The organism is Pseudophaeobacter sp. C1-32P7, assembly GCF_041008775.1.
In the GTDB taxonomy this organism is placed as follows: Bacteria; Pseudomonadota; Alphaproteobacteria; order Rhodobacterales; family Rhodobacteraceae; genus Phycobacter; species Phycobacter gallaeciensis_A.
This window is the reverse complement of the sequence record NZ_JAXGFR010000012.1, coordinates 63,229-80,332: the sequence shown is the minus strand read 5'-3', so window position 1 is coordinate 80,332 and position 17,104 is coordinate 63,229. Positions and strand designations below refer to the sequence as shown.

The following is a 17,104-nucleotide window of genomic DNA, read 5'->3' as shown; positions in this document are numbered from 1 at the left end:
AGGCCGCTGTGCGGATCCTAAAGGATCCGCACCTGCGTCCCGATCTCAACCAGTTCGTAGAGCTCCTCGACGTGCTGGTTGTAAAGACCGATACAGCCGGATGAGCTTTGGCGCCCGATCTTGCGGGTGTCATGGGTGCCATGCACCAGATAGGCCGGCCAAGTCAGATACATGGCGCGGGTGCCCAGCGGGTTGCCCGGGCCGCCTTCCATATATCGGGGCAGAGTGGGGTCACGTTCGCGCATATTCGCGGTCGGGGTCCAGCCAGGATTCTTTGCCTTGCGCACGACCTTGGTATAGCCGCGCTTGGTCAGTTCGTCGCTCATCGGCACGGAAGAGGGGAAAAGACGGTAACTTTCGCCGTCCCCGCCCCAGTAATGCACCGCACGCGAGGCAACATCCGCCAGCAGGCAGCCCACACCCAGCTCGTCGAAATGATCCTGCCAGTTTTGCTGCGTAAAGGCCGAGATGTTCCTTTTTACCGCTGTCTGATCGCGGATCGGTGCCTCATCGGCGGGGAAGGCATCAGTGGATTGCGCGCGTAGGAGTGTCGGGGTTGCCAAAGCCCCCGCCAACCCAAGGATTGTGCTCCGGCGGGTGATCCGTTGTGTCATGGTGCCTCCTGTATTCTGTTTCGAAACTGCTCGGTTTCGTTCGGGGTCTGTCCGGGAACATATTCACTTCAGCGAATTTGGCCAGTGGTTTCCGGAGGGTTTTGGTGGCCTCACGAATTTGTGTTCGTGCGGTCCGGGGCCTGGCGCAAAAATTGCTTGCCGCTGCCCGATATCGCGGCACTCCCATGGAGGAAAGCAAAAAACAAAGCCCCGGCGTTTCGGCCAGGGCTTTGCATGTCGGTATGAGATCCAGGATCAGTCCATTGGCTTGAAGTTGAACTCGCCGCCTTCGCGAATACCCGACGGCCAGCGCGAGGTGATGGTCTTGGTCCGGGTGTAGAACTTGAAGGCGTCCGGGCCGTGCTGGTTCAGGTCGCCGAATGCGGATTTCTTCCAGCCACCAAAGGTGTGATAGGCCAGCGGCACCGGGATCGGAACGTTGACGCCGACCATGCCGATATTGATCCGGTTGGCGAAATCGCGGGCGGTGTCACCATCGCGGGTGAAGATCGCGGTGCCGTTGCCATACTCGTGGTCCATGGCATAGCCAAGTGCCTCTTCGTAGGTTTTGGCGCGCACGGTGGACAGAACCGGGCCAAAGATCTCTTTCTTGTAGATGTCCATGTCGGTGGTGACGTTGTCGAACAGGTGCGGGCCGACAAAGAAGCCGTCCTCATAACCTTGCAGGTTGAAGTCACGACCATCGACCACCAGCTTTGCGCCTTGCTCGACACCGGATTCGACCAGCCGCAGGATGTTTTCCTTGGCGGCGGCGGTGACAACGGGACCATAGTCCACATCGTTGCCTGCGGTGTAGGGGCCGACTTTCAGCTTTTCGATGCGCGGCACCAGCTTGTCGATCAGGCGGTCGGCGGTTTCTTCACCGACAGGAACCGCAACCGAGATTGCCATGCAGCGTTCACCAGCAGCACCGTAGCCTGCGCCGATCAGCGCGTCTGCGGCCTGATCCATGTCCGCATCGGGCATAATGATCATGTGGTTCTTGGCGCCGCCAAAGCACTGTACGCGCTTACCTTGCGCACAGCCGGTGCCGTAGATGTATTCGGCAATCGGGGTGGACCCCACGAACCCGACCGACTGGATGGTGTCGTTGTAAAGGATCGCGTCCACGGCTTCCTTGTCGCCGTTGACGACCTGCAGGATACCCTTGGGCAGACCGGCTTCTTCCATCAGTTCTGCCAGCATCAGCGGAACCGACGGGTCACGCTCGGACGGTTTCAGGATGAAGGCGTTGCCGCAGGCGATGGCCGGGGCAAACATCCACATTGGGATCATCGCCGGGAAGTTGAACGGGGTGATACCTGCGGTCACGCCCAGGGCCTGACGCATGGAGTACATGTCGATGCCCGGCCCGGCGCTGTCGGTGTAGTCACCTTTCAGGAGTTCCGGCGCGCCGATGCAGTATTCGACCACTTCCAGACCACGCTGCACGTCACCAGCCGCATCGGGCAGGGTCTTACCGTGCTCGCGGCTCAGCGCTTCGGCCAGCTTGTCCATGTCGCGGTTCAGCAGGCCGACGAATTTCATCATGACGCGAGCGCGGCGCTGCGGGTTGACGGCGGCCCATGCGGGCTGTGCGGCGGCCGCGATGGCCACGGCCTGTTCCATCTCGTCCTTAGAGGCCAGCGGCACTTTGGCTTGCACTTCACCGGTTGCCGGGTTGAAGACATCTGCAAAACGGCCGGACGTGCCTTTGACGTGTTCGCCGTTGATATAATGGGTGAGTTCTTGCATCGGATTCCTCCCTATACGCTTTGGCGGCAACATAGACTTGCAAAAAACACCGGAAAAGGGGAAAGATTTCAAAAAGGCTTTGCAAGAACGCAAGTATCGATCGCAGGGCAAGAACATAAGGTACAGGAACGTCGAGGAGGATCCCGGCATGGACCCACAATGGGATGATATGAAAGTGTTTCTCGCGGTCGCGCGCGAGGCCAGCCTGTCCGGTGCCGGGCGGGTGCTCAAGATGGACCCCGCGACCGTCGGGCGGCGTATCGCCCGGTTCGAGGCTGCATTGGACACCCCATTGTTCGTCAAATCCCCGCAGGGTTATGCGCTGAGTGCGGCTGGGGACCGGTTGCTGACCCATGCAGAGACCGCCGAACAGGCGATGCGGGCCGGGCAGGAGGCGCTGAGCGGTCCCAGCGACACGCTGTCGGGGCAGATCCGCATCGGGGCGCCGGATGGCAGCGCCAATTATATCCTGCCGCAGGTCTGCGCCGCGATTGGCGCCGAAAACCCCGATCTCGATATCCAGATCGTTGCCTTGCCGCGGGTCATCAACCTGTCGCGCCGCGAGGCGGATATGGCCGTGACCGTCAGCGCGCCCACTGCCGGGCAGCTGCTGGTTCAGAAGATTACTGATTACAAGCTTCATCTTGTGGGGTCGCGCCACTATCTGCGTGAGCACCCGCCGCTGGAAAAACTTGAGGATCTGAAGGGGCACCGGATGATCGGCTATATCCCGGACATGATCTTTGATCGGGAGCTGGACTACCTCAGCGATCTGGGGGTGGAGCGGGTGGCGCTGGCCTCCAACTCGGTCTCGGTACAAATCAAACTGGCAGCCGAGGGCACTGCGCTTTGTGTGGCGCATGATTTTTCACTGCCCGCGCATAGGGTCTTGCGCAAGGTGCTGACCGACAAGATCAGCCTGTCGCGCAGTTTCTATCTGGTGCGCCATCAGGGTGATCAGCGCAGCGAGCGTCTGAACCGGTTTGCGCAGGCGCTGTCCAAGGGGATCCGCGACGAGGTGGCGCGGCTGGAGGCACTGACCTGACGCTGGATCTGCTGCGGCTTTCCTACCAAATTGTCGCAGCTATTTCCAAAACTGACTGGACATGTTCTTGACTTGGATCTGCATTGCGGCAACGCTTGTATTTACGCAAGAAAATTACGAGTGGAGGAGAGTTCATGCTGGTTCAATCGATTTTGAAATCCAAGGCAAGCGCCGGGGTGGTAACGATTTCTCCTGAGGCTCCGGTTTCTGACGCGGCCAAGCTGTTGGCGGAGAAAGGCATCGGGACCGTGGTGGTGTCTTCCGACAATGAGACGGCTGAGGGGATCCTGTCCGAGCGCGATATCGTGCGTGAGCTGGGCAAAAGTGGGTCTGGCTGCCTGACCTGCAAAGTCAAGGACTACATGACCAGCAAGCTGGTGACCTGCACCAGCGAATCCAACGTCGAAGATATCCTGCAGCAGATGACCGAGGGCCGGTTCCGCCACATGCCTGTGGTCGAAAGCGGCAAGATGGTCGGGCTGATTTCGCTGGGCGATGTGGTCAAGGCCAAGCTGGCCGAAGTCGCGATGGAAAAGGACGCTCTGGAAGGCATGATCATGGGGCACTAGGCCCCGGCGAAATTTTCTTACCAGATGACGTGCCGGAACAGGTGTTTCCGTATTTTCCCCCTCTTGTCAGGACAGGCGCAAATATGTTTGCGTGCGCGCGAGTTCTGAGGAGGCAGGAGGGCCCCCAATGCGTATAGGCTTGTACCCCGGCACATTTGATCCGATCACTTTGGGCCATATCGACATCATCCGCCGCGCCAGCGCATTGGTGGATAAACTGGTGATCGGTGTTGCGATTAACCGGGACAAGGGACCGCTTTTTGATCTGGAAGAGCGTGTTGCCATGATCGAGGCCGAATGTGCCTCACTGTCAGAGGAAACCGGCACCGAGATCGTCGCGCACCCGTTTGAGAACCTGCTGATCCACTGCGCCCGCGATGTTGGCGCGCAGATCATCGTGCGGGGCCTGCGGGCGGTTGCGGACTTTGAGTATGAATTCCAGATGGTTGGCATGAACCGGGCCCTGGACAGCTCGATTGAAACGGTCTTCCTGATGGCCGAGGCACGTCATCAGGCGATTGCCTCGAAACTGGTGAAGGAAATCGCGCGGCTGGATGGCGATGTGTCGAAATTCGTCACGCCCCAGGTCAACGACGAACTTCGTAAGCGGCTTTCGAAATAGGCCGGTCTGAAGTTTCCAGATAGGGTACGGGGCATTGCTCCGCCGCGAAATGACAAAGCCGGGCGCCTCGCCCGGCTTTTTCTATTGGGTCAATGGGTCAAATGCTGTGCAGCGGGCGACGCATGTCTTAGCGCCAGAACGCAACCCAGTCGATCAGTTCGAACAGCTTCTTGCCGAGAAACACCATGTGCTCGCTGCCGAACAGCGCCACGTCGATGGCGATGGCGGCTGTCAGGATAATCCCCATGACAATAGCAATTTGATTGGTCATAGCTGTCCGCCAAAAAGAAACGCCCGGTCAGATATGCCTGACCGGGCGCTAAATCTCAAGTCCGTGACGGGGCTTAGCTAAGGCGGCCCATCGCGGTTGCCACGTCAGCCATACGTACCGAGAAGCCCCATTCGTTGTCGTACCAGCACAGGACGCGCACCATGCGGCCTTCGACCACGCGGGTCTGATCCGGTGCGAAGATTGAGCTTTCGCTGGAGTGGTTGAAGTCGGTGGAGACCAGTGGCGCGGGCTCATAGCCCAGAACACCGGCCATCGCACCCTTGGAGGCTTCGGCGACCAGCGCGTTGATTTCCTCGGCGGTCACTTCCTTGGCAGCGCGGAAGGTCAGGTCCACGGCAGAGACATTCGGCGTGGGCACGCGGATGGCTGAACCGTCCAGGCGGCCTTTGAGGTTGGGAAGAACCTCACCCAGAGCCTTTGCTGCGCCGGTGGAGGTAGGGATCATCGACATGGCTGCCGCGCGGGCGCGGTACAGATCCTTGTGGCGGCGGTCCAGCGTCGGCTGGTCGCCTGTATAGGCGTGGATCGTGGTCATGATGCCGCTTTCGATGCCGACACCTTCGTCCAGGACCTTGGCGATCGGAGCCAGGCAGTTGGTGGTGCAGGAACCGTTCGACACCATGCGGTCCTCGGCGGTCAGCTGGTCGCTGTTGACGCCATAGACAATGGTCTTGTCAACGTTTTTGCCGGGGGCGGAGAGCAGCACCTTACCTGCGCCGCGCTCCAGGTGCGCCTTGGCTTTTTCACCGTCGTTGAATTTACCGGTGCATTCCAGAACGACATCGCAGCCGTCCCAGTCCAGTTCATTCATGTCGTAGGTCGAGAACATTTGCATGTCGCCGCGGCCAAGGTTCATGGTGCCGTCGCCGATGCTGACCTCGCCGGGGAAACGACCATGCACGGAGTCGTATTTGATCAGATGCGCTGCGGTTTCCAGTGGACCGGTCGCGTTGACCTTGATCACTTCGATGTCGTCACGGCCCGAGGCTGCGATGTGTGACAGGGTGCAGCGGCCGATGCGGCCAAAACCGTTGATCCCGACTTTGATGGTCATTCCTGTGTCTCCTGGCGAGCAAAACTTGCGCCGGATATAGACCCGTTATGTAAATCCCTAAAGAGGCAAAAAGGCCGAAATGACAGCATGTTAGCGCAAAACTAGACCGGTGGCGTTAACGGTTTTCGACCGGTGGCGATAACGATTTGGGCAGTCCGCCATGCGCCGGGAATCCCCGGGCTGTCGTGCCCGGGCTTCGGCTTGCCTGTGCTGGTGGATCGGATAGGGTGCAAATAAAGGCAGGTTTACGAGGGGATGTTCGATGAGCGGTTTGCTGGCGCTGCTGGATGATGTGGCAGGCATTGCCAAGGTGGCGGCTGCCTCGGTCGATGATGTTGCGGCGCAGGCAGCCAAGGCGGGCGCCAAGGCCGCCGGTGCGGTCATTGACGATGCTGCGGTGACTCCGAAATACGTGCATGGCTTTGCCGCCGAACGCGAATTGCCGATCATCTGGAGGATCGCCAAGGGCTCGGTCAAGAACAAGCTGGTGATCCTGTTGCCCATCGGCCTGCTGCTGGCCAATCTGGCGCCCTGGTTGATTTCGCCACTGTTGATGCTGGGCGGTGCCTATCTTTGTTTTGAAGGCGCCGAGAAGATCTATCATGCCCTTGTGCCCCATGACGAAACCCATGTCTTCCCCGAGGATAAGCCGGGGGATCCGGCACATCTCGAAGAAGAAAAGGCCGCTGGTGCAATCAAGACCGATTTTATCCTCTCGGCTGAGATCATGACCATCGCCCTTTCGGCCATTCCGGAGGGAACGATCTGGATGGAGGCGGCGACGCTGGCGCTGGTGGGTCTTGGTATTACCGTGGCCGTCTATGGCTCGGTCGCGCTGATCGTGAAGGCCGACGATGTGGGGCTTTTCATGGCGCAGAATGGGCGTCTGGGCCTGACGCAGGCGCTGGGGCGCGGTCTGGTCCACGCTATGCCCGGCTTCATGAAGCTGCTGACCATAGTGGGGACCGCTGCAATGCTCTGGGTGGGCGGCTCCATCGTTATTCACGGGCTGGAGGAGCTTGGCTTTGGCGGGTTGGGGCATCTGATCCACGACTGGGCCTATGCCATTGGTCACGCGGTGCCTGCAGGCTGGACCGGGGCAGTGGAATGGTCGGCAAAGGCCGCGATGGATGGGGTCTTTGGCGTGGCTCTGGGCATGGTGCTGATCCCTCTGGCGACCAAGGTGATTGCGCCGTTGTTGGCGGCGGTGACCGGCAAATCGCCTGCCGGACACTAGGATATAGTGGAGCCGATGCAAGAACCGCTTCCTCTGGTTGTATTTTCCGATCTGGATGGAACCCTGCTGGATCATGACAGCTATTCCTGGCAGGCCGCTGTGCCTGTGCTTGATCGGCTGGCAGATATAGGCGCAGGCGTGGTTCTGGCCAGCAGTAAGACCGCATCGGAAATAACTGTTTTGCAACGGGAAATGGGTCTTTCGAACTGGCCCGCAATCGTTGAAAACGGTGCCGGGTTGCTGGGGCAAAGCGTTGCGCCAACTTATGCGGATCTGCGCGCTGCGCTGGAGCGGGTTCCGTCGGGTCTGCGCCAGATGTTCCGGGGTTTTGGCGATATGCCCGTGGCGGAGATCGCAGAGATCACCGGCCTGCCGCAGGCAGATGCCGCCCGCGCATCCGAGCGGATGTTTTCCGAACCGGGGATCTGGAGTGGCACCGAAACGGAGCGGGCAGAGTTTGAAACGGCGCTGGCGGATCTCGGTGTTTCGGCGCGATACGGCGGGCGGTTCCTGACCCTGTCCTTTGGCGGCACCAAGGCGGACCAGATGGCCGAGGTCCTGTCACGCTATCCTGCCCGGCACACGGTGGCGTTGGGGGATGCGCCAAACGACGTCGAGATGCTGGAAGCCGCAGAATTTGGCATCATCATCGCCAATCCGCATCGTGCGGCATTGCCGCCCTTGGCCGCAGAGCGCACAGGCCGCATAATTCGTACAAAAGAGGCTGGGCCTTCGGGCTGGAACAGGGCCATGATGGACCTGTTGGACCGGCTCGAAACCAAGGCATAGGAACGGACATCCGCATGGTAGATTTTCATCAGAACGGGAATATCACGACGCTGCACAATCTGCGGACCCGATCGCTGGAGGAAATGAACTATGAGTTGGAAACCTTTGCCCAATCACGCAAAATTTCCCTAATCCTGCCCTGTCTCTATTCCGAGCTGGAAACTGAGGCGATGCCCAATATCGTGGCAGAGCTGTCCAAGGTCCGTTACCTGCACCGCATCGTGGTGGGGCTGGACCGGGCCGATGAGGCGCAGTTCCGCCATGCCCAGAAGTTCTTCAAGGATCTGAACCAGAACCACGTGGTGATCTGGAACGACAGCCCCCGGATGAAGGCGCTTGGCGCGCGGCTGGAGGCAATGGGCCTAGCCCCGACCGAGCAGGGTAAGGGCAAGAACGTCTGGTCTTCGCTTGGCTATCTGATGAGCTGCGAAGACAGCTCGGTCATGGCAATTCACGACTGCGATATCCTGACCTACACGAACGAGCTTTTGGCGCGGCTGGTTTACCCGGTGGCGAACCCCAACTTTCCCTATCAGGTGGCCAAAGGGTTTTATGCCCGCGTCGGGCAGGACCGGCTGAACGGGCGGGTGACACGCCTTCTGGTCAGCCCGCTGCTGATCGCGCTTAAACGGGTGATCGGGGACCGCGACTACATCGATTACCTGCGCAGCTTCCGCTATCCCTTGTCCGGTGAATTCGCGATGCGCACCAGCATTCTGCCGGATCTGCGGATCCCTTCGGACTGGGGGCTGGAGATTGGAGTGCTCTCCGAGGCCTGGCGCAACCTGGCGCCCAAGGCCGTCTGTCAGGTGGAAATCGCCGATTCCTATGATCACAAACATCAGGAGCTGAGCCCGGAAGACGCTGAGGCAGGGCTGAACCGGATGTCGGTGGATATCTGCAAATCGATCTTCCGCAAACTGGCGGCGGATGGCACGGTCTTTACCACCAATGTCTTTAGGACCCTGAAAGCCACCTATTACCGCAGCGCGCTGGACCTGCTGGAGGCCTATTACGCCGATGCCAAGATGAATGGTCTCAGCATCGACCGCCACAGCGAGGAACGCTCGATCGAGCTCTTTGCCGAGAACATCATGCGGGCCGGGCAGTTCTTTCTCGATAACCCGCATGAGACGCCCTTCATCCCGACATGGAGCCGCGTGCATGCCGCAGACCCGGCCTTCCTGCGGGACATGCATGCCGCAGCGGCGCAAGACACGGCGGAATTTCAGTGATAATGCCGTCGTTGCAGGGCGTTAGTTGACGTTTGTAATCCAGCGGCACTGATAGGGCGCAAGGGTGATGGTACCATCCATCATTGCCAGATGCTCGCCTGTCAGAATGTCGACCCAGGTGTCATCCTCGATCAGGTTCAGATGGTGGGATGGCAGTGCGATTTCATCCTTGCTAACGTTGTGCAAGGCAAACATGGACTGCCCGCGATCCAGGCTCTGCCGCCACAGGGTAAAGACCCGGTCATCCCCGGAATTGAGCGTGAATTGCGTGGCATTGGGATGAAAGGCGGACTGCATCTTGCGCAGTTCCAGCCGCGCGCGCAATTCCCGCATCACGCGGGCCTGCAGGCTGGTTTCATCGTCCAGAAGGCCGCGCAGCTCGGTGTAATCCCAGCGGTGCCGATTGATCGCCCGGTTCATGCCCCGTTTCTCCACCGCCTCGTGATCGTTTGGCGTCGCCAGCAGGGAGTGAATATAGAAGGCGGGAATACCCTCCAGCGACATCACGATGGTCTGAGAGCAGATAAACCGTTCAAAATGAAAGGCATCCGGCCCGTCAAAGGTTTCTGTGAGCGCCTCGTAGAATGTGGTGTTCAGCTCATAAGGGGACTCACCGCCGCAAGGCAGCGCCCGCATCGACACAAGGCCCCCCGCATGGCGGACCGTTTCGATCATCCGCTCCTGTTCCTCGTGGCTCAGCAATCCTTCGGCGGGGCGCATGCCGATGCCATCGTGGCTGGCGGTAAAGTTGAAATAGGCACAGCCCAGCGGCGCTGGTGGCATCGCCTTTTGCCACTGCACCAGATGGGTGGCATCCCCGGCCATCATCGCATGCAGGATCAGCGGCGGTAGCGGAAAGTTGTAGATCATATGCGCCTCATCACGGGCGCCGAAATAGCTGAGGTTCTCTGCCTTGGGCACGTTGGTTTCGGTGATCAGAACCACTTTTTCCGCGGTGTTGTGGCACAAAAGCCGGATCAGTTTGATGATCTCATGGGTCTGGGGCAGGTGGATCGAGGGGGTGCCGACCTCCTTCCACAGGAAGGCCACTGCGTCGAGCCGGATCATCCGCACGCCATTGTCCAGATGCAGGCGAATGATACGCAGGAATTCCAGCAGAACCTCCGGGTTACGGAAATCCAGATCGATCTGGTCGTGTGAGAAGGTGCACCAGACGTGACGCGTCCCGTTGCTTGTCTCGACCTCCTGCAGCAGCGGCGTGGTGCGTGGGCGGACTACGGCGCTCAGATCATCCTCTGGGCTGGCCTCGAAAAAGAACTTGTCATAGGGCGCCTGTCCTTGCCTGTAGGCGTTGAACCACGCGCCCTGGCTGGAGACATGGTTGAGCACCAGATCCGACATCAGAGTGAACTCATCTGCGATCCGGTTGATATCGCTCCAATCGCCTAGCTGCGGATTGACGCTGCAGAAATCCGACACCGCAAATCCGTCGTCTGAGGTATAGGGAAAGAACGGCAGGATATGCACGCTGTTGAGCCAGCCATCACAGTAGCGGCGCAGGAAATCATTCAGCAGATCCAGCGGCTTGTGCTGCCCGTCCACGATGGAATTGCCATAGGTGATGACCAGCGCGTCCGCTTCGCTCCACATCCGGTTGCCCGGGGTGCGGGCGCGTTTGCGGCGTTTGAACGGATCCGGCCAGAAGGCCTGGTTGATCTGCGTGGCAAGATTATCCGCGTTGAGACCGGGATAGATCCGCGCGATGCGGCTGCTGATCGCGCGGTGAAGGGATCGGGTGGGTTCTGTCATGACAGGCAGTCAAACATGTTGCAGCCTGCAAGGCCAAGCCTATCCAGATTGGCAGGCCCGGAAAACAGGCGCGCTCTGCGCGGGGTGTCCAATTTTTCAGCAGCCCGTGTGCGATGTTTTGCGTGCGTGAAAATTGCCGTCAGGCAAAGTAATCCGGCGCCTTTTTCAGGCCGGGCCATTGGGTCGGGCAATGCCCATAAATCACCATCGCATCGCGCGCTGTGGCAAGGTCCAGCAGGCGACGGGCGCTTTGCGTGGCCAGCTGCGGATCAGGTGCGGTATCAAAGCCTTCATCAACCTCGGCCGGGCGGGAAATCGCATCCGAGGTCAAGAGTACATCGCCGCTCTCCGGCAGGGACAGCAGCGCCGCGATTTGTCCCGGTGCGTGGCCGGGCGCCATCAGCAGCTCAAAGCCCGGTCCGATCTCGGTATCCTTGGTCAGCGTAAGGTAGCGGCGGTCCGGCCAGTCCAGCGGGCGTTGGTTTCCCCAGTAAAGCGGTTGCGGCAGATCCCGTTCCCGTTTCGAAATCACCATCGGCGCCTGCGGGAAATCAGCGATGCCGCCGATATGGTCGATATGAGTGTGGGTCAGCACGAAGAGGTCAATGTCCTTGGGCTGCACCTCGACGAGGGCCAGCTGCGCGGCGGGCAGGTGGTGCGGCTGGCAATCAAGCACCTCGCCGAACTCATAAAGCCGATCCTCCTCGCTCGCCTGCGCAGGCTCCGTGGCGTATTTGGCGGGAAAGCCAGAATCGATCAGCACGTTTTCGCCCGCATCTGTCTGGATCAGATAGCCACAGATGCCGATCTTGCGCCCGTTTGAATGGACCCGGAACAGCCCGAAATCGAGCACATACAGCCGCACAGGGCGGCCTTTCAGCAGGCCGCCCTGTGCGATGGGTTCGACAGTTCCGACTTCCGCCATGGTCGTCAGGCCACCCGATTGGCTGAGGCCGCCAGCAAGTGGCGCGTATAGTCGTGACTGGAGCGGTCGTTGCGCATGTCGTCGATGCTGAGGATCTCGACGATCTCGCCGTTTTGCATCACCGCTGCCCTGTCACACATATGAGCCACCACCGCCAGATCATGAGAAACCATAATGTAGGTTAGGTGATGTTCCTTGCGCAAGTCACTCAGAAGGTTCAGGATTTCGGCCTGAACCGACACATCCAGCGCCGAGGTCGGCTCGTCCAGAAGCAGGATCTGCGGCTCTGGCGCCAAGGCGCGGGCAATGGCCACACGCTGGCGCTGACCACCGGACAACTGGTGCGGATAGCGAAAGCGGAAGGCCGGGCCAAGACCCACATCCCGCAGCAATTGATCCACCCGGTCGTCGATATCCGTGAACCCGTGCAGGTGGAGCGTTTCTGACAGAACCTGATCCACCGACTGGCGCGGATGCAAAGAGGCATAGGGGTCCTGAAACACCATCTGCACGGTCCGATAGAAGGTCCGGTCGCGTTTACGTCCCAGGTCCTGCCCGGCGACATGCATATGTCCTTCCCACTGTGGAGCAAGACCGGTCAGCGCCTTCAGGATGGTCGATTTGCCCGACCCGCTTTCGCCGACAAGACCGAAACTGGCACCCTTTTCAACGGTGAAACTGGCGGATTTGACCGCCTGAAACAGGTCGTGGTGATCGCCGAAATAGACGCTCAGGTCCTCAACTTTCAGCGCAGTGTCTTTGGATGCGACGCTCATGTGCGGGCCTCCACGCTGGGGGCATCGCGCCAGGCGGGATCCCGTTGCAGCACATCCAGCCGCGCGCGCGGTGCATCGAACCGGGGCAGGGAGCCGAGCAGACCCCGGGTATAGGGGTGTTGCGCCTCGTGCAGCTTGTCAGCTTCGCAGACCTCGACAATGCGCCCGGCATACATGATAAGCACCCGGTCGCAGAATTGCGACACAAGGTTCAGATCGTGGCTGATGAAGATCAGCCCCATGCCGCGGTCCTTCACCAGCTTGTCCATGATTGACAGGACCTGCCCCTGAACCGATACGTCGAGCGCGGAGGTCGGCTCATCCGCGATCAGGATTTCTGGGTTCGGGATCAGCATCATGGCGATCATGATGCGCTGCCCCATGCCGCCAGACATCTCGTGCGGGTAGGCTTTCATCACCCGTTCGGGATCGCGGATCGACACCGCCTCCAGCATCTCGATGGCCTTCTTGCGCGCCTCGCTGCGCGAGGATTTCGCGTGCAGACGGTGGGCCTCGATGATCTGATCGCCGATCGTCATCACCGGGTTCAGCGAGAACTTGGGGTCCTGCATCACCATCGAGATTCTCTGACCACGCACGGCGCGCATCTTGCTTTCGCTCAGATCCATAAGGTTCTGACCATGAAGGGAAATATGATCAGCCTCAATGATGCCTGGCGGACGGATCAGGCGCAGGATGGCGCGGCCTGTCATGGATTTTCCCGAGCCACTTTCGCCGACGATGCCAAGCCGTTCCTTGCCCAGCGAGAAGGAGATGCCGCGCACAGCTTCGACCACGCCGTTGCGGGTGGGGAATTTCACCCAGAGGTTCTTTACGTCCAGAAGCGTGCTCATGAGGCGCTGTCCTTTGGGTCGAGTACATCGCGCAGGCCATCACCCAGAAGGTTGAAGGCAAGCGAGACGGTGAAAATGGCAAGGCCTGGCATGGTGGCAACCCACCAGTGATCCAGAATGAACCGGCGCCCTTCGGAGATCATCGCGCCCCATTCCGGGCTGGGCGGCTGTGCGCCAAGGCCCAGAAAGCCAAGGCCGGCAGCGGCCAGGATGATCCCGGCCATATCCAGTGTCACCCGCACGATCAGCGAAGAAATACACAGTGGCCAGATGTGTTTGATAATGATCCGCAAGGGGCCTGCGCCTTGCAGACGAATGGCGCTGATATAATCCGAGGAGCGGATCGTCAGCGTCTCGGCGCGCGCCATGCGTGCATAGGGCGGCCAGGCCGTGAGGCTGATGGCGAGCACGGCGTTTTCGATGCCCGCACCCAGCGCGGCGACAAAGGCCAGCGCCAGAACCAGACGGGGAAAGGCGAGGAAGATATCGGTGATCCGCATTAGGATCACATCGACCCAGCCCCCGGCATAGCCCGACACGGTGCCCACCAGAAGCCCGGCGATGGGCGCGATCAGCGCCACCAGCGCAACGATATAAAGGGTGATCCGGGCGCCCCAGATCAACCGGCTGAGGATATCGCGGCCAAGGGAATCCGTCCCCAGAAGGTGCCCCTCGCTGCCCAGCGGTTGCAGGCGGTTGCCAAGATCCTGAACGAAAGGATCATGCGGGGCGATGAGCGGCGCAAAGATCGCCAGCGCGATCAGGGCTACGATAATGGCAAGGCCCGCCATGGCCATATGGTTGGATTTCAGCGTCAGCCAGCCTTTGTATACGGCGGCCCAGCGGGCCTGCCGACGCGAGGTTGGCGTATCTGACAGAAGCCAGTCGCGCAGCGTTCCGGTTTGACTGCTCATTTGGACCTCGGATCAAAGACTTTGTAGAGAAGGTCGGAAAACACGTTCAGGCAGATGAACACGAGGCCCACCACGACGGTTCCGCCCAGAACGGCGTTCATATCCGCAGACAGCAGCGCGGTGGTGATATAGCTGCCAATGCCCGGCCAAGAGAAGATGATCTCGGTCAGCACCGACCCTTCAAGAAGGTTGGCATAGCTCAGCGCGATCACCGTGATCAACTGCACCCGGATGTTGCGGAAGGCGTGGTGCCAGACCACGGCCCATTCGCTCATGCCTTTGACGCGGGCGGTGGTGACATATTCGGCCGATAGCTGCTCCAGCATGAAGGAGCGCGTCATGCGGCTGATATAGGCAAGGCTGTAGTAACCCAGGATCGAGCCAGGCAGCACGATATGGGAAAAGGCATCCCAGAAGGCGCCCCAGTCCCCGGCAAGAACAGAATCCAAGAGGATCATGCCAGTGACGACGGGGATCATGTCCTCGTAGAAGATGCCCTGACGCCCGGGGCCGCCGACCCAGCCCAGAATGCCGTAGAACAGCAACAGGCCCATCAGGCCCAGCCAGAAGATCGGCATCGAATAGCCCACCAGCGCCACGACGCGGGCGATCTGGTCGATCCAGCTGCCGCGTTTTACCGCGGCTACGACGCCCAGCGGCACGCCCAGAAGGCAGCCGAAGAGAATGCCGATGGTGGCGAGTTCAAAGGTCGCCGGAAAGACGCGGACGATATCATCGGCAACGGGCCGTGCGGTCAGCAGCGAGGTACCGAAATCGCCGCGCAGTACATCGGAGACATAGTAGAAAAACTGTACGATCAGGGGCTTATCCAGCCCAAGTTCAATAAAGACGGCATCGTATTGCGCCTCGGTGGCGCGTTCGCCGACCACCGCAAGAACCGGATCGATGGGCATCACGCGACCAATAACAAAGGTCACGAACAACAGCCCGAGCATGGTGATGGAAATGGACAGAAGGGTGACCAGCACGCCCCGCAGCCATGCCGGAAGAGGCAGCCGAGGCTGCCTCTTCACATAGGTGTTCGACGTGGTCATTTACTTGGTCACGGACCAGTAGGACACCGCGGTGATGGCGCCGCCAAGGCTGAGACCTTCGACGTTCTCGGCCACACCGGCTTGCTCCACCTTCTGGAACATCACCGCAAAGGGCGACTTGTCGCGGAACTCGGCCTGGATCTCGTGATACATCTCGGCGCGTTTCTCGGTATCGCCTTCGACCACGGCGGCAGCCGTTTTCTCGGTTAGACCAGCGGTATCCCAGGCGTTACGCCAGGCCAGAAGACCGGTGGCGTTTGCCTCATCCGAATTGTCCGGATTGTAGGCAAAGGTGCCTGCATTGGTATGGGGGTCGGGATAGTCCGGGCCCCATGCGCCCAGGTAGATGTCCAGCTCGCGCGCACGGTACTTGCCCAGCACCTGCTTGCCGGTGCCGACTTCGAGGTTCAGCGTGATCCCGGCCTGAGCAAAGGTGTTCTGCAGCGATTGGCCGATTTCCAGACGTTCCTGCGCTTCGCGCACGCCCACGGTCAGCTCCATGCCATCAACGCCTGCCTCGGCCAGCAGGGCTTTGGCCTTGTCGAGATCCAGTGAGAAGGGGTTTTCGTTGACCGAACCAAGATAGGTTTTCGGTAGGAAGTTCTGATGCACCACATAGGCGCCCTTCAGGAAGCTGCTTTCCATGCCTTTATAGTCGATCAGGTATTTCAGCGCCTGACGGACTTCGGGTTTGGACAGCTCCGGATGCTTCTGGTTCATCGAGATATACATCAGACGACCGCGCATCTCTTCGAGGATTTCAACACCATCCGCGGCGCGTACGCCTTCGACATCCGAGGGGTTCAGGTTGCGGGCCACGTCGATGTCACCGCGTTCCAGCATGAGGCGCTGGGTGGCGCTTTCCTGCACGTGGCGGACGATCACCCGCTTCATGGCCGGTTCGCCGCCGTAAAAATCGGGGTTCGCGGTCAGGGTGACGCTTTCCTTCGGTTTCCAGCTGGTCAGGGTGTAGGGGCCGGAACCGGCAGAGTTGGTCGCCAGCCAGGTGTTGCCCATATCGCCGTCGACCTCGTTGGCCATGACGGTTTTCTCGTCAACGATGGCGCCGATGGTTGCGGTCAGACAGTTCAGCACAAAGGAGGTCGCGTAGCGCTTGTCAGTGGTGATGGAGACGGTGTTGCCGTCCACCTTGATCGTTTCGTCGATATTCTCCGGGGTAAAACCGAACTGGGTAATGATGAAGGACGGGGTCTTGTCCAAGAGGACGACGCGCTTCAGCGAAAAGGCAACATCTTCGGCGCGGACCGGGTTGCCAGACTGAAATTTCACACCTTCGCGCATGGTGAAGGTGATGGTGCGACCATCCTCGGAAACGGTCCAGCTTTCGGCCAGGTCGGGCTGATAGCCTGCATCCAGGTTTTCGGGGTCGAAGTTCACCAGCTTGCCATAGACATTGCGCAGCACATCGGAGCCCGCGAATTCAAAGCTTTGCGCCGGATCCAGCGTGGTGATGTCGTCGATCCGGTTGGCGATCACCAGCATATTGTCCGGTGTAGCTGCCATGGCGGGCAGGGTGGTCAGACCCAAAGCCAGGCCAAGCGCGGCCGTGCCCATCAGACGTGTCATAATTGTCATTT

General features: G+C 60.0%; 17 protein-coding genes. 6 read left to right on the top strand and 11 right to left on the bottom strand.

The window, feature by feature from the left end:
* Positions 1–17: 17 nt before the first annotated feature.
* Positions 18–614 carry a L,D-transpeptidase gene (locus SM763_RS16770; protein WP_065270374.1) on the bottom strand — a complete coding sequence of 199 codons (597 nt, stop codon included), beginning with the start codon at positions 612–614 and terminating at the stop codon, positions 18–20.
* A gap of 255 nt (positions 615–869) precedes the next feature.
* The gene (locus SM763_RS16765; RefSeq protein WP_368999237.1) at positions 870–2,369 is read right to left on the bottom strand and encodes a CoA-acylating methylmalonate-semialdehyde dehydrogenase; all 1,500 of its coding nucleotides are present in this window, start codon (positions 2,367–2,369) and stop codon (positions 870–872) included.
* A gap of 148 nt (positions 2,370–2,517) precedes the next feature.
* Here SM763_RS16765 and SM763_RS16760 point away from each other — a divergent pair, with 148 nt between their 5' ends.
* From SM763_RS16760 to coaD, 3 genes are all read left to right on the top strand, one after another.
* Positions 2,518–3,414, top strand: coding sequence for a LysR family transcriptional regulator (locus tag SM763_RS16760; RefSeq protein WP_065270372.1), 897 nt, complete (start codon positions 2,518–2,520; stop codon positions 3,412–3,414).
* A gap of 134 nt (positions 3,415–3,548) precedes the next feature.
* Positions 3,549–3,983 carry a CBS domain-containing protein gene (locus tag SM763_RS16755; RefSeq protein ID WP_065270371.1) on the top strand — a complete coding sequence of 145 codons (435 nt, stop codon included), beginning with the start codon at positions 3,549–3,551 and terminating at the stop codon, positions 3,981–3,983.
* A 127-nt stretch (positions 3,984–4,110) separates the two neighbouring features.
* Positions 4,111–4,605 (top strand): pantetheine-phosphate adenylyltransferase, encoded by a 495-nt coding sequence (coaD, locus tag SM763_RS16750; RefSeq protein WP_065270370.1) that lies wholly within the window; start codon positions 4,111–4,113, stop codon positions 4,603–4,605.
* 127 nt (positions 4,606–4,732) lie between these two features.
* Here the strand turns inward: coaD and SM763_RS16745 are convergent, their stop codons facing one another.
* Both SM763_RS16745 and gap read right to left on the bottom strand, forming a co-directional pair.
* Positions 4,733–4,876: a hypothetical protein gene (locus SM763_RS16745; protein WP_165832660.1), complete on the bottom strand. Its 144-nt coding sequence runs from the start codon at positions 4,874–4,876 to the stop codon at positions 4,733–4,735.
* Positions 4,877–4,949: 73 nt separating this feature from the next.
* Positions 4,950–5,951 carry a type I glyceraldehyde-3-phosphate dehydrogenase gene (gap, locus tag SM763_RS16740; protein WP_274833704.1) on the bottom strand — a complete coding sequence of 334 codons (1,002 nt, stop codon included), beginning with the start codon at positions 5,949–5,951 and terminating at the stop codon, positions 4,950–4,952.
* A 262-nt stretch (positions 5,952–6,213) separates the two neighbouring features.
* Here gap and SM763_RS16735 point away from each other — a divergent pair, with 262 nt between their 5' ends.
* From SM763_RS16735 to SM763_RS16725, 3 genes are read left to right on the top strand one after another with little or no spacing between them, the layout of a single operon-like run.
* A complete protein-coding gene (locus tag SM763_RS16735; protein ID WP_368999236.1) occupies positions 6,214–7,188 on the top strand; it encodes a DUF808 domain-containing protein in 975 nt (324 codons plus the stop codon).
* A 15-nt stretch (positions 7,189–7,203) separates the two neighbouring features.
* Complete coding sequence (locus SM763_RS16730; RefSeq protein ID WP_368999235.1) at positions 7,204–7,977, top strand: HAD-IIB family hydrolase; 774 nt, start codon at positions 7,204–7,206, stop codon at positions 7,975–7,977.
* 14 nt (positions 7,978–7,991) lie between these two features.
* The gene (locus SM763_RS16725; RefSeq protein WP_065270366.1) at positions 7,992–9,212 is read left to right on the top strand and encodes a glycosyltransferase family protein; all 1,221 of its coding nucleotides are present in this window, start codon (positions 7,992–7,994) and stop codon (positions 9,210–9,212) included.
* Positions 9,213–9,233: 21 nt separating this feature from the next.
* Here SM763_RS16725 and SM763_RS16720 read toward each other — a convergent pair whose 3' ends face one another.
* The 7 genes from SM763_RS16720 to SM763_RS16690 form a co-directional block, all read right to left on the bottom strand.
* Positions 9,234–10,982: a sugar phosphorylase gene (locus tag SM763_RS16720; RefSeq protein WP_368999234.1), complete on the bottom strand. Its 1,749-nt coding sequence runs from the start codon at positions 10,980–10,982 to the stop codon at positions 9,234–9,236.
* 139 nt (positions 10,983–11,121) lie between these two features.
* On the bottom strand, positions 11,122–11,907 hold the full coding sequence (locus tag SM763_RS16715) for an N-acyl homoserine lactonase family protein (RefSeq protein WP_368999233.1): 786 nt from the start codon (positions 11,905–11,907) through the stop codon (positions 11,122–11,124).
* Positions 11,908–11,912: 5 nt separating this feature from the next.
* Positions 11,913–12,683 (bottom strand): ABC transporter ATP-binding protein, encoded by a 771-nt coding sequence (locus tag SM763_RS16710; RefSeq protein ID WP_274829264.1) that lies wholly within the window; start codon positions 12,681–12,683, stop codon positions 11,913–11,915.
* Positions 12,680–13,537: an ABC transporter ATP-binding protein gene (locus SM763_RS16705; RefSeq protein WP_368999232.1), complete on the bottom strand. Its 858-nt coding sequence runs from the start codon at positions 13,535–13,537 to the stop codon at positions 12,680–12,682. The genes SM763_RS16710 and SM763_RS16705 overlap by 4 nt, the downstream gene beginning before the upstream one ends.
* Positions 13,534–14,451 (bottom strand): ABC transporter permease, encoded by a 918-nt coding sequence (locus SM763_RS16700; protein ID WP_065270361.1) that lies wholly within the window; start codon positions 14,449–14,451, stop codon positions 13,534–13,536. The genes SM763_RS16705 and SM763_RS16700 overlap by 4 nt, the downstream gene beginning before the upstream one ends.
* Entirely contained in the window at positions 14,448–15,506 is a 1,059-nt protein-coding gene (locus SM763_RS16695) for an ABC transporter permease (RefSeq protein ID WP_368999231.1), read from the bottom strand. Before SM763_RS16695 ends, SM763_RS16700 begins: the two co-directional genes overlap by 4 nt.
* Positions 15,507–17,102, bottom strand: a complete 1,596-nt coding sequence (locus SM763_RS16690) for an ABC transporter substrate-binding protein (RefSeq protein WP_368946535.1) — start codon at positions 17,100–17,102, stop codon at positions 15,507–15,509.
* Between the last annotated feature and the right edge of the window lie 2 nt (positions 17,103–17,104).